Origin of the sequence: Bradyrhizobium semiaridum, assembly GCF_020329505.1 — a bacterium.
Lineage (GTDB): Bacteria > Pseudomonadota > Alphaproteobacteria > Rhizobiales > Xanthobacteraceae > Bradyrhizobium > Bradyrhizobium semiaridum.
Genome location: NZ_JAGKJJ010000034.1, coordinates 70,859 through 81,619 on the forward strand (window position 1 = coordinate 70,859; position 10,761 = coordinate 81,619).

The window sequence follows — 10,761 nt, forward strand, 5'->3', positions numbered from 1 at the left end:
AACGATGGGTGGAGCAAAGCAGGCCCTCGCTGAAGTCAGCGAGGGACCAGATGCCGTGACGGGTGAAGTGGCTCCGGCCGCAGGCGAAGCAGCGCGACCGGCCGCGGCAGGATGGAAAATCCTGCCGATCGTGGAAGGGCTGGTGCTGCTCGTGGCACTGTTCCTGCCGCTGGTGCTGCAGGATTACCTCACGGTGTTCGCCACCCGTGTCGTCATCCTCGCGTTGTTCGCGATCTCGTTCGACCTGGTATGGGGCTATGCCGGCATCATGAGCTTCGGCCAGGCGCTGTTCTTCGGTGCGGCCGGCTATGGCGTCGCGCTGCTGGCGCGCGATCTCGGCGTCACCTCCATCCTGCTGATCCTGCCCGCGGGCGCGCTGATCGGGCTCACCGCCGCGCTGCTGCTCGGCGGCTTCCTGCTGCTTGGCCGCTATCCGTCGAGCGTGATCTTCGTTTCGCTCGGCACGCTCACCGGCTCCTACGCGGCCGATCGCCTCGCGCGTGGCTGGTACTATCTCGGCGGTCAGAACGGCATCCCGTCGATCCCGCCGCTGTCGCTCGGCTCGATCGATATTTCGGAAGGTCCGGTCTACTATTATCTCGCGCTCGGTATCCTCGTCGTCATCTATCTGCTGTGCCGTTTCCTGGTGCGCTCGCAGTTCGGCCTCGCGCTGGCCGGCCTGCGCGAGAACGAGCAGCGCATCGCCTTCTTCGGCTACAAGGCGCAGCACCTGAAGGCGATCATCTTCGCGATCGGCGGCACCATCGCCGGCCTCGCCGGCAGCCTCTACGCCTTCCACGAGGGCTTCGTCTGGCCCAACATGCTCGGTGTCGTGTTCTCGACCCAGGTCGTGCTCTATGTGCTGTTCGGCGGCTCCGGCACGCTGATCGGCGCCGTGATCGGCACCGTCATCATCGAGGGCGTCAGCTTCTGGCTGTCGGACAATTACCGCGACGTCTGGCCGATCATCCTCGGCGTGCTGCTGCTGCTGGTCATCATGTTCCGTCCGCTCGGCCTGATCTCCTTCGTGCTCGGCGAGCGCGAGCGAGTCGGCAGTTTCGGCAAAGTGCCGAAGGAGAGCCGGTAATGCCGCTGCTTGAAGCCTCCGGAATCAGCAAGGTGTTCGGCAAGCTCACCGCGCTCGACGGCGCCGCGCTCACCGTCGGCGAGAACGAGTTTCACGGCCTGATCGGCCCGAACGGCTCGGGCAAGAGCACGCTGATGAAATGCATCGCCGGCGCCGAGGTGCCGACCACGGGCAAGGTCTCGTTCGTCAACACCGACATCACCGCCTTCACGCCGACCGAGCGCGCCCGCGCCGGCATGAGCCTGAAGTTCCAGATCACCTCGGTGCTGCCGACGCTGACGCTGTACGACAACATCCTGCTGGCGTTGCAGGCGCAGTCCTCGCTGCTCGATCTGGTGTTCTCGCGCACCCGCCGCGCGCTGCACGACCAGGTGATGACGATGCTGACCCAGTTCCGTCTCGCCGATCGTGCCTTTGACGCCGCCGCGAACCTCTCGCACGGCCAGCAGCAATGGCTGGAGATCGCGATGGCGCTGGCCGGCAAGCCGCGGCTGTTGCTGCTGGACGAGCCGACCGGCGGCATGAGTCTCGAGGAGCGCCGCGTTACCGGCGAGTTGTTGCAGCCGATTAAGCAGCATTGCTCGCTCGTCATCGTCGAGCACGACCTCGATTTCATCCGCGACATCTGCGACCGTCTCACCGTGCTCGATCAGGGCAAGGTGCTGGCGTCAGGGACGATCGCGGAAATCCAGGCCAACAAGAGCGTCCAGGAGATTTATCTTCGCCGTGCCTGACCAGTCCTTCCTCGATATCAGGCATCTCGATGCCGGCTACGGCCGCAGCCAGGTGCTGTTCGACGTCAACATCGGCATTCCCTGGCGCGGCGGCGTCGCGGTGCTCGGCCGCAACGGCGCCGGCAAGACCACGCTGATGAAGACCATCGTCGGCGAGCTTACCAGCACGCAGGGCGAATTGTTCTTCGACGGCCGCGACATCACCCGCAGCCGCACCGAGCAGCGCGTCCGCTCCGGCATCGGCTATGTGCCACAGGAGCATTCGGTGTTCGCCCGCCTCTCGGTACGCGACAACCTCGCGGTCGGCTCGCTGACCAATTCGGATTCGTCCGCGGTCGATCGCGTGCTGGCGATCTTTCCCAAGCTCGGCCAGCGGCTCGACCAGCCGGCCGGCACGCTGTCCGGCGGCGAGCGCAAGATGCTGGCGATCGGCCGTGCCATGCTCGGCAGCCCGAAACTGCTTTTGCTCGACGAGCCGACCGAGGGCGTCTGGATCGGCGTCATTGAGGAGATCACTGAACGGCTGATCGAGCTGGCAAAACAGATCGCCGTCGTCATCGTCGAGCAGCACCTAGACCTTGCGCTCCGCGTCGCCGACTACGCCTATGTGCTCGACCGCGGCCGCGTCGCGCTGCAAGGCGACTCAGGCAAGGTGCGCAGCGACCCGGAACTGCTGAGGTATCTCGCGCCATAGGGCGGTGGTGGCGTGAGGACTATGAACGTACCAATCGCATCTTGCGGCGTGCGTACCACGCACCGACTGAACAAATCGCCCACGCGAGCGATGCGGCGATGAAGGCGGTGGCGACGCTGTCGCCCACCACCAGCAAGAAGACGATCGCAAAGGCCAGCATCCCGAATGCGCCGAGGGCCGCGCCCGCAGCGTCGAGCGCGGCCGCTTGCTGCCCGCGCCAGACGCCGTCGAGACCTGCGTCCCGCTTGCGGCGGATTTCATGCTTCTCGATCAGCGTCGCGCTGGCGCAGAAGATGGCAGGCAGCGCGAGAAAGATGCCTCCGATCATGGGACCCCAATAAGCGCTGATCAGGCCCGTGAAGACGGTTGCCGCCCCGCCCAGCGCGAAGCGGATCAGATATTCGTACCAGCGGCCCTGCCTGAGCGAGGAGGCCGAGAAGCTGATCGGCGTCATGCCTGTGCTCCGGCGACGGTCAGCAGGCCGAAGGCGACCACCAGCCAGACGACGAGCGACAGCAATGTTGCAGTGATTGCGCGCAGTCTTGCGCGAATGAGCAATTGGCAGACGACGAAACTGTAAACGGCAAGTGCGAGCGCTCCGGCGATCATCGCCTGGCTCTGCAAGCCGGCATAGTCGGCGCCATGCCTGTACACGGCGATGCCGAGTGTCGCGAGCGCAACGGATGGCGCTGCTCCGAGCAGGCCGGCGAAGCTCTTGGGACGCAGCACGTCGCCCAGCATCGCGAAGACGGAAACCACCGCCCCGCCGAGCAGGAAGCGGATGATGTATTCGCTCATCGCGTCTTGCTCCGCTGCGACATCCCGGCCGGATAGCCCGTCCACAATCGCAGGAGCCGCTCGAGCGTCGCTCCCAGCGCGAATCCCGCGGCCACGTCGCTGGCCCAGTGCGCGAGAACCGCAATTCGCGTCAACGACAGGCCGACGGCGACCGCCTGGATCGCACGGCGGCTGCGGGTGGGCAATGCCGCTGCGGCCGAAGCCAGGGCGCCCATATGCAGCGCGTGCCCGGAGGGAAACGCATCATCACGGTGGCCGGAGACCGGGATTCCGTGGACGTGGCCGATCACGGTCAGGCGATCGGGACGAAGCTGGTTGAACAACAATTTCAGGCCGTGCGGCAGCAGCGATGCCACGACCGTCACCAGCAGTGCATGATTGCCGGCGCGCTGCACCGTGGCGCTGCGCCCGCGCGAGGCGAGCCAGCCGGCGGCGGCGACAACGAGGAGAACCTTTTCATCTGCGCCCCATGTCAGCCCGCGCGCGATCTGTTCCGGAGCCGGCGCGGTATTACGGGCGATCGCATCCGCGATCGCGACGTCCGCCGGGGTTGGACGGACCGTGATCGGAAAGGTTGTCGCGCGTCGGCTTATTCGGACTCCGTCTCTGGTGTGCATCGCCTCTAACCAAGTGTACATTCAACGCGCCAGACGCGACATGGGTCCAAATGTCCGGCGAGGAACCAAATGCGATTCGATCGTCTTTAACCTCTGGTCGTTCCGCACTGCAGGATATTGCGTGCCGATCGCACGGCGCGCCGGGTGCGAGGCTGCTTGTCAGGGGAGATGACGATGGCGGAGCCGGATGTTCGCAAGGGGATGCCGCCCGTCAAGCTGTCGCGCGATGAATTCGAGCGGCGCTTCCGCAAACGATTTGCCGATCCGGTGTTTCGATCGATGCAGAAGGAGCTCGCGGTTATCATCGCCGGTGCCTGGGATGCCTACAGCCATTCGCGCAAAGCGCCGGTGACGCGCAAGGCCGGGCCAGGCTTTGCAGATCCCGAGTATGATCTCGCGGTCGACTGGCTGTCTGCGCGCGATGCCATCGATGAGGCGCAGCGCCGCCACGACGACCGTAACGCGCAGCCGCATATCCTGCTGATCAACGGCTCCTCGCGCAGCGAACATACTTGCCCGGGCGAGATGTCGAAAAGCTGGCGCATGGTCGAGATCGCCGAGGCGCGCTTTCGCGAGATGGGTCTTGCGGTCGACATCCTCGATCTGTCGCGGCTGACGTCCGAGTTCGGCAAGCACATCCATCCCTGCAAGTCATGCGTCTCCACGTCGATGGCGCTCTGCCACTGGCCGTGCAGCTGCTATCCGAACTATTCGCTCGGGCAAACCGACGACTGGATGAACGAGATCTATCCGCTCTGGGTGCGTGCGCACGGCATCATGATCGTCTCGCCCGTCAACTGGTATCAAACACCGACCGGATTGAAGGCGATGATCGACCGGCTGGTCTGCGCCGATGGCGGCAATCCCGATCCCACCTCGACGCATGGCAAGTCGGCCAAGGAGGCGAAGGAGCTCGAGCTCAAGGGCTGGCCGTATCGCCGGCATTTGAGCGGCCGGCATTTCGGCATCGTAGTGCATGGCGACAGCGTCGGCGCCGAGACCTGCCGCCGCTTTCTCGCAGACTGGCTGACCGATATGGAGCTGATCTCCGCCGGCAGCATGGCGGAAACGGACGGCTACGTCGGCTACATGAAGCCTTACGCGACCTCGCACCGCGACCTCGACGAGGACAAGGCCTTCCGGGATCGGGTGTCGAATGTCGCGGATGCGCTCGGTGCCGCCGTCAAGCTCGCGCGCGCGGGGCGTCTGGAGGACCCCGGAAAGGGCCTCAAGGATCCGCAGCCGAAGTAGCTCCCGGGTTCCCAAAGCACTTCACTGGGAACGAAGCCCGCTGGATACCGTTAGGCCGCGGGAGGAGTCACCAATGCGTTATCTTTCGATTGTCGCTCTCGCCGCTGCTGTGATGAGCGGTGGCACCGCGCTCGCGCAGCATTCCGGCACCCAGGCGGAACAATCCGCCTGTTCGCGCGATGCACATCGCTTCTGTCGCAAGGAGCTCGGCAATGACGGCGCCGTGCAGAACTGCCTGCAGATGAACCGCGCCAGCCTGAGTTCGCGCTGCAAGAAGGTGTTCGAAAGCCACGGCATGTAGCCGTTGCGGTGCGGAAGATACGGCTGTTCGTCATTCCGGGCTCACGAAGCGAGGCCGGAATCCTTATGTCGCGAGCGTGCTGTATCCCATCCGCAACGGTCGTCGCCCGGCTGACCGGGCGATCCAGTGCGGCGCGGCCCATCGATTCAATCACTACTGCCTCTGGAATACTGAATCATCCGCCTGCGCGGGTGATGACGCCGAACTAGCTGGTCACCGTTGAATCAGAACTAACCCCGTCATTGCGAGGCAATCCGTCGTCCTGCATACGGGGGACGACGGATTGCTTCGCAGCCTGTCATCGGGCGCGCGTTCGCGCGACCCGTTGGCTCGCAATGACGATGGAGGGAGACGCGACGGGACGCAGCGCCTTACTTCATCGCCGAGAAGCGGGTGTCGAACGAATTCGACTGCACCACCGGCGCGGAGCCGGCGAGCTGGGTACCGGTGGTCGGGGCCGGCGCGGCCGCGGCGGTGTCGGTGACGGAGGGCTTCAGCGCCGGCTTGGCGGCCTGCTTGGGTTCAACCTTGGGCTCGACCTTGGGGGCGACGCGGACCACCGACTGCGGCTTGGTCTCGGCGACCTTCGACTTGGCCGGCGCCGCGGCGACGGCGGGCTTGGGCGCAGGCGCGGCGGCCGGGGTTGCGTCGGCGGCGGCGCTGCCGCCGAGGCCGACCTTGCGGGCGAAGCTGGAGAAGAAGCCCTCGGATTTCTCCGTGGACTTCTCGGCCGGCGCGGCGGTGGCGACGCGGGTCGAGGAGGTCGTCGCGACCGGCGTCTCCTCCGGGACCGCAACCAGATTCGGCTTCGGCGGATTGACCGTGCCGGGGATCGTGCCGGGCGCGCGGGCCAGCGCGAGTGACTGCAAATTCTGGCTCTCGCCGCCCTCGGAGAGGCCGGTGGCGCCTTCCGGAATCTTCGAGGCGAAGATCGCGTTCATGCCGCCGTCGATGCCGGTGTTCATCCGCGCCATCGGCGTGCCCTTCGCGATCAGCTTGGCGGTCTCGGCCGCGTCCTGCTGCTCCTTCTCGCGCACCGCGCTCGCGATCTCCTCGGGAACCACATAGGCCGGGCACTTGGCGGAAGCATCGAACACCGGATCGCGGGTCGCGCCCGGCGGCTTCACGGCGTCGAAGACGTACTTCTTCTCGCAGAAGTCGACCTTCGGCTCCTGCTTGGTCACCTCGAAATGATCATAGCCTTCCTTGATCATCTTCCAGAAAGGCATGTTCGGATTGTTGCGGTGCTTGGCCATGTTCACCGGCGTCATCCGGAACGGATAGGCCTGCAGCTGGAACGCCTTCTGGCCGCCGAAGAACGACTCGCGGCCGAGCGAATAGATCTCCGCGATCTGTTCGTCGGTCATCGCGTAGCAGCCGCGCGACGAGCAGTCGCCGTGCACCATCAGCTGTGAGCCGGTGCGGCCGAGCGATTTGTCGAAGGCGTTGGGATAGCCGGTGTTGAACGACAGGTAGTAAGCCGACTGCGGGTTCATCTGGCTCGGGTTGATCGAGTAGAATCCTTCGGGCGCCTGGCGGTCGCCTTCGCGGATCTTGGGGCCGAGATCGCCAGACCAGCGGCAGATCGGATAGGTCTTGAGCAGCGCGAACTGGCCGGAGCGGGTCTGCTTCCAGACCTCGAGCACGGCCTCCTGCTTGAACAGGCGGACCAGCATCGGCGACTGCAGGTCCATGTCCTTCTCGGCCATCGCGGCGACGAGCTTCGGCGGGACCGGCTGGTTGGCCTTGGCATTGTTGGCGAGCGAAATCTGGTCGCTGTCACAACCGGCGAGCAGGACGCTCGCGGCGAGGGCCGCGGAGGCGAGAAGCGCGCGTACGAGCGTGCGATGAATCAAGTCCAAGCTCCACACCCACCGGGCGATGTTCGCGACCCCAACACGGCGAATATGCCCTGAAGCCAATGTGTAAAATATTAGCCTTCGACACCCCCGGCCCGCAACACGAACGGGGCCGGGCGGCCCTCACGGTAGCAGGCATGGTTCAAGGAATGTTAAAGACCCGTCTGTGGGCCCAATTGAGGCCAAAATGGCCGAATTCGGCGAAAAATCCGGCCGTTTTGCCGCGCTAGCCGAGCTTGCGGCCGATATCGAGGAATTTCTGCCGCCGCTGTTTGCGAATCGCGTCCGGATCAAGATTTCGTAGGTCGTTGAAGGCCTGGGCGATGGCGTCGCCCGTGGTCGCGATCATCGCCGCCGCGTCGCGGTGGGCGCCGCCGGCAGGCTCCTTGAGGATCTGGTCGATCACGCCGAAGCGCAGCATGTCCTGGGCGGTGATCTTCATGCTATTGGCGGCTTCCTGCGCCTTGGTGCCGTCGCGCCACAGGATCGAGGACGCGGCTTCCGGCGAGATCACGCTGTAGATCGCATGCTCCAGCATCAGCACGCGGTTCGCGGTGGTGATGGCGATGGCGCCGCCGGACATGCCCTCGCCGGTGACGATCGCGACATTGGGCACGCCGAGCGACAGGCAGGCATCGGTCGAGCGCGCGATCGCCTCGGCCTGGCCGCGCTCCTCGGCGCCGATGCCGGGATAGGCGCCGGCGGAATCGACGATCGACAGCACCGGGATGCCGAAGCGGTCGGCCATCTCCATCAGCCGCACCGCCTTGCGGTAGCCCTCGGGGCGGGCCATGCCGAAATTGTGCTTGATGCGGCTCTCGGTGGTGGCGCCTTTCTCCTGGCCGATCACGCAGATGCTCTCGCCGCGGAAGCGGCCGAAGCCGCCAACCAGGGCCTCGTCGTCGGCGAACTTGCGGTCGCCGGCCATCGGCGTGAATTCGGTGATCAGGCCGCCGATGAAGTCGGTGAAATGCGGCCGCTGCGGATGCCGCGCCACCAGCGTCTTCTGCCACGGCGTCAGGTTGGCGTAGAGCTCGGCGAGCGCCTGCGCCGCCTTGTCCTCGATCCGCGCGACCTCGTCGCCGATGTCGCTGCCCGAGGCGGCAAGCGCCCGCAACTCGTCGATCTTGGATTCAAGCTCGGCGACGGGTTTTTCGAAGTCGAGATAGCTGCGCATCGGTTCGGGCATCAACTGAATATAGGGAGGAACGGAGCGAGGGGCGAAGCGGTTTTGGCGTCGGATGGAGAAGTTTTGATACTTCAATTGGTTAACGTGCGTTCGGGCCGAACGCAGGCTTCGTCGCAAGCAGGTGACGCTCTTTCTGCGGAGATGGTGCGGAAGTCAAGGCGGATCGCATGCGGCCGGTCGCTGCGGCGGAGCCTGCTACTCCATCTACAAGGAACGCTTCCGAATACCTACGCCTTCTCCGCCAGCGGATGCAGGTCGCGCACCAGGCTCTTCAGCCGCTCCGCGACCACATGGGTGTAGATCTGGGTGGTCGAGATATCGGTGTGGCCGAGCAGGGTCTGCACGATGCGCAGGTCCGCGCCATTGTGCAGCAGGTGGCTGGCGAAGGCGTGGCGCAGCACGTGCGGCGAGACGAGGCGCGGTGCGAGGCCGGAGGCGCTGGCAAGCTCCTTGAGGTCGCGGGCGAAATGCTGCCGTGTCAGGTGGCCGCTCTCGCCGAACGAGGGAAACAGCCATTTCGACGGCGCGGCCTTCTTCTTCCCCGGCTGCATCATCTCCATCGCCGCAAGGTAGTCCGCCATTGCCCGGCGCGAGGCGTCGTTGAGCGGCACCAGCCGCTCCTTGTTGCCCTTGCCGCGCACCACGATCATCCGCGCATCGCGCCGCGCCGCGGAGAGCGGCAGCGACACCAGTTCGGAGACGCGCAGGCCGGTGGCGTAGAGCACCTCGAGCAGGCAGTAGAGTCGCAGCGCGCGCAGCCGCTGCGCCGGCGAGACGTCGGTCTGGGTCAATTGCTTCGCACGTGTCAGCATGCGATCGACGTCCTGGATCGACAGCACCTTGGGCAGGCCGCGGCCGCGCTTCGGGCCGGACAGGATCGCGGCGGGGTCGTCGCTGCGGATCCGCTCGTTGAGCAGGAAGCGGTAGAGATGCCGCATCGCCGACAGCCGCCGCGCCACGGTGGTCGATTTGAAGCCTCTGACGTCGAGGTCGGCGAGGTAGCCGCGCAGCGCATCGGTGTCGGCGCCAGTGAAGTCGGCGCCGGAGCGAGCGAGGTAATCGGAGAAGTCGGTTAGGTCGCGCCGGTAGGCGTCGAGCGTGTTGGCGCCGGCGCCCTGTTCCGCGGCGAGCATGTCGAGGAACAGCGCGGTCAGCCTGGCGTCGGAAGTCTTGGTCGGGGTCGTTGCGGGGGTCTTGGCGCGTGCGGGCATGCCAGCACCATAGCGCCTATTTCTTGAGGAACTTTTCCGGCGGGATGGTCACCGTCATCTCCCGCGGCTTGGGCGTCACGTAATTCGCCAGTGCGAACACGATCCCGTAGCCGATGCCGAAAATCACGGCGACGACCGTCAGGAAGCGGAACAGGGTGGGCATGGAGGCGGCTCGGGCGGCGAATTAACCAATGAAATCATCCAACATGTTCCCCGCGCCGTTGCAAGAGTCGCTGGTAACGGTATCGCCGGGGGTAGTATAGGTGGCTCGAATCCCGACAATTCGTCCGGTGACCTGAGCTTTTTGATGTCCGACGCAGCCGTACCGGCACCGACCCAGGCGACCCTCGAGGCCGAGATCGCGGCCGCGTTGGGGCCGCGGTCGATCGTGCTGGTCGGCATGATGGGCGCCGGCAAGTCGACCATCGGCCGGCGGATCGCGGCGCGACTGAAACTGCCGTTCACCGACGCCGACACCGAGATCGAGACCGCGGCGGGCATGTCGATCCCGGAGATTTTCGAGACCCATGGCGAGCCGTATTTCCGCGACGGCGAGGCGCGGGTGATCGCCCGCATCCTCGATACTGGCCCGATCGTGCTGGCGACCGGCGGCGGCGCCTTCATGCGCGAGGAGACGCAGAACCGGATCCGCGCGCGGGCGGTGTCGATCTGGCTGAAGGCCGATGCCGATGTCATCATGCGCCGGGTCCGCCGCCGCGCCGACCGCCCGCTGCTGCACACGCCCGATCCCGAGGCGACGGTCAACCGGCTGCTCAGCGAGCGTGAGCCGGTCTACGCGAATGCCGACCTCACGGTCGCCTCGCGCGACGTGCCGCACGATCGCATCGTCGACGAATGCCTGGAAGCGCTGCACGCGCATCTGTGCGGCCCGCGGCCGGCCGTCGAGCCACCTGCTGATGGAATGAACACGACCTCATGACTGCGCCCTTGAAACACGCCGCCTCCGTTACCGTCGACGTCGCGCTCGGCGACCGCGCCTACGACATCGTGATCGGCCGC

Annotated in this window: 13 protein-coding genes; 6 read left to right on the top strand and 7 right to left on the bottom strand. The window is 65.7% G+C overall.

Features of this window, described 5'->3' with window-relative positions; genetic code table 11:
• Positions 1-4 precede the first annotated feature (4 nt).
• From J6500_RS27685 to J6500_RS27695, 3 genes are read left to right on the top strand one after another with little or no spacing between them, the layout of a single operon-like run.
• Positions 5-1,087: a branched-chain amino acid ABC transporter permease gene (locus J6500_RS27685; protein ID WP_225715872.1), complete on the top strand. Its 1,083-nt coding sequence runs from the start codon at positions 5-7 to the stop codon at positions 1,085-1,087.
• Positions 1,087-1,821, top strand: a complete 735-nt coding sequence (locus tag J6500_RS27690) for an ABC transporter ATP-binding protein (protein WP_225715873.1) — start codon at positions 1,087-1,089, stop codon at positions 1,819-1,821. The genes J6500_RS27685 and J6500_RS27690 overlap by 1 nt, the downstream gene beginning before the upstream one ends.
• Positions 1,814-2,515 carry a branched-chain amino acid ABC transporter ATP-binding protein gene (locus J6500_RS27695; RefSeq protein WP_225715874.1) on the top strand — a complete coding sequence of 234 codons (702 nt, stop codon included), beginning with the start codon at positions 1,814-1,816 and terminating at the stop codon, positions 2,513-2,515. Before J6500_RS27690 ends, J6500_RS27695 begins: the two co-directional genes overlap by 8 nt.
• 19 nt (positions 2,516-2,534) lie before the next feature.
• Here J6500_RS27695 and J6500_RS27700 read toward each other — a convergent pair whose 3' ends face one another.
• From J6500_RS27700 to J6500_RS27710, 3 genes are read right to left on the bottom strand one after another with little or no spacing between them, the layout of a single operon-like run.
• Entirely contained in the window at positions 2,535-2,969 is a 435-nt protein-coding gene (locus J6500_RS27700; protein ID WP_225715875.1) for a hypothetical protein, read from the bottom strand.
• Complete coding sequence (locus tag J6500_RS27705) at positions 2,966-3,313, bottom strand: DUF3147 family protein (RefSeq protein WP_225715876.1); 348 nt, start codon at positions 3,311-3,313, stop codon at positions 2,966-2,968. Before J6500_RS27705 ends, J6500_RS27700 begins: the two co-directional genes overlap by 4 nt.
• Complete coding sequence (locus J6500_RS27710; protein WP_225715877.1) at positions 3,310-3,930, bottom strand: phosphatase PAP2 family protein; 621 nt, start codon at positions 3,928-3,930, stop codon at positions 3,310-3,312. Before J6500_RS27710 ends, J6500_RS27705 begins: the two co-directional genes overlap by 4 nt.
• Positions 3,931-4,104: 174 nt before the next feature.
• Here J6500_RS27710 and J6500_RS27715 point away from each other — a divergent pair, with 174 nt between their 5' ends.
• Together J6500_RS27715 and J6500_RS27720 are read left to right on the top strand one after the other, a co-directional pair.
• Positions 4,105-5,181: a flavodoxin family protein gene (locus J6500_RS27715; protein WP_225715878.1), complete on the top strand. Its 1,077-nt coding sequence runs from the start codon at positions 4,105-4,107 to the stop codon at positions 5,179-5,181.
• Positions 5,182-5,293: 112 nt separating this feature from the next.
• Positions 5,294-5,482, top strand: a complete 189-nt coding sequence (locus J6500_RS27720) for a hypothetical protein (protein WP_225715886.1) — start codon at positions 5,294-5,296, stop codon at positions 5,480-5,482.
• Between the two features lie 371 nt (positions 5,483-5,853).
• Here J6500_RS27720 and J6500_RS27725 read toward each other — a convergent pair whose 3' ends face one another.
• From J6500_RS27725 to J6500_RS27740, 4 genes are all read right to left on the bottom strand, one after another.
• On the bottom strand, positions 5,854-7,338 hold the full coding sequence (locus J6500_RS27725; protein WP_225715879.1) for a L,D-transpeptidase family protein: 1,485 nt from the start codon (positions 7,336-7,338) through the stop codon (positions 5,854-5,856).
• Between the two features lie 229 nt (positions 7,339-7,567).
• Positions 7,568-8,530, bottom strand: a complete 963-nt coding sequence (locus tag J6500_RS27730) for an acetyl-CoA carboxylase carboxyltransferase subunit alpha (RefSeq protein WP_225715880.1) — start codon at positions 8,528-8,530, stop codon at positions 7,568-7,570.
• A gap of 227 nt (positions 8,531-8,757) precedes the next feature.
• Complete coding sequence (gene xerD, locus J6500_RS27735; RefSeq protein WP_225715881.1) at positions 8,758-9,741, bottom strand: site-specific tyrosine recombinase XerD; 984 nt, start codon at positions 9,739-9,741, stop codon at positions 8,758-8,760.
• Between the two features lie 16 nt (positions 9,742-9,757).
• The gene (locus tag J6500_RS27740; protein WP_225715882.1) at positions 9,758-9,904 is read right to left on the bottom strand and encodes a histidine kinase; all 147 of its coding nucleotides are present in this window, start codon (positions 9,902-9,904) and stop codon (positions 9,758-9,760) included.
• A gap of 144 nt (positions 9,905-10,048) precedes the next feature.
• Between J6500_RS27740 and J6500_RS27745 the strand changes: the two genes are divergently transcribed.
• Positions 10,049-10,681 carry a shikimate kinase gene (locus J6500_RS27745; protein WP_225715883.1) on the top strand — a complete coding sequence of 211 codons (633 nt, stop codon included), beginning with the start codon at positions 10,049-10,051 and terminating at the stop codon, positions 10,679-10,681.
• Positions 10,682-10,761 lie beyond the last annotated feature (80 nt).

Coding starts and splice junctions, on each gene's coding strand:
- xerD (WP_225715881.1), bottom strand. CDS start 9,741: ATGCCCGCACGCGCCAAGACCCCCGCAACGACCCCGACCAAGACTTCC.
- J6500_RS27740 (WP_225715882.1), bottom strand. CDS start 9,904: ATGCCCACCCTGTTCCGCTTCCTGACGGTCGTCGCCGTGATTTTCGGC.
- J6500_RS27690 (WP_225715873.1), top strand. CDS start 1,087: ATGCCGCTGCTTGAAGCCTCCGGAATCAGCAAGGTGTTCGGCAAGCTC.
- J6500_RS27710 (WP_225715877.1), bottom strand. CDS start 3,930: ATGCACACCAGAGACGGAGTCCGAATAAGCCGACGCGCGACAACCTTT.
- J6500_RS27720 (WP_225715886.1), top strand. CDS start 5,294: ATGAGCGGTGGCACCGCGCTCGCGCAGCATTCCGGCACCCAGGCGGAA.
- J6500_RS27700 (WP_225715875.1), bottom strand. CDS start 2,969: ATGACGCCGATCAGCTTCTCGGCCTCCTCGCTCAGGCAGGGCCGCTGG.
- J6500_RS27745 (WP_225715883.1), top strand. CDS start 10,049: ATGTCCGACGCAGCCGTACCGGCACCGACCCAGGCGACCCTCGAGGCC.
- J6500_RS27730 (WP_225715880.1), bottom strand. CDS start 8,530: ATGCCCGAACCGATGCGCAGCTATCTCGACTTCGAAAAACCCGTCGCC.
- J6500_RS27715 (WP_225715878.1), top strand. CDS start 4,105: ATGGCGGAGCCGGATGTTCGCAAGGGGATGCCGCCCGTCAAGCTGTCG.
- J6500_RS27705 (WP_225715876.1), bottom strand. CDS start 3,313: ATGAGCGAATACATCATCCGCTTCCTGCTCGGCGGGGCGGTGGTTTCC.
- J6500_RS27685 (WP_225715872.1), top strand. CDS start 5: ATGGGTGGAGCAAAGCAGGCCCTCGCTGAAGTCAGCGAGGGACCAGAT.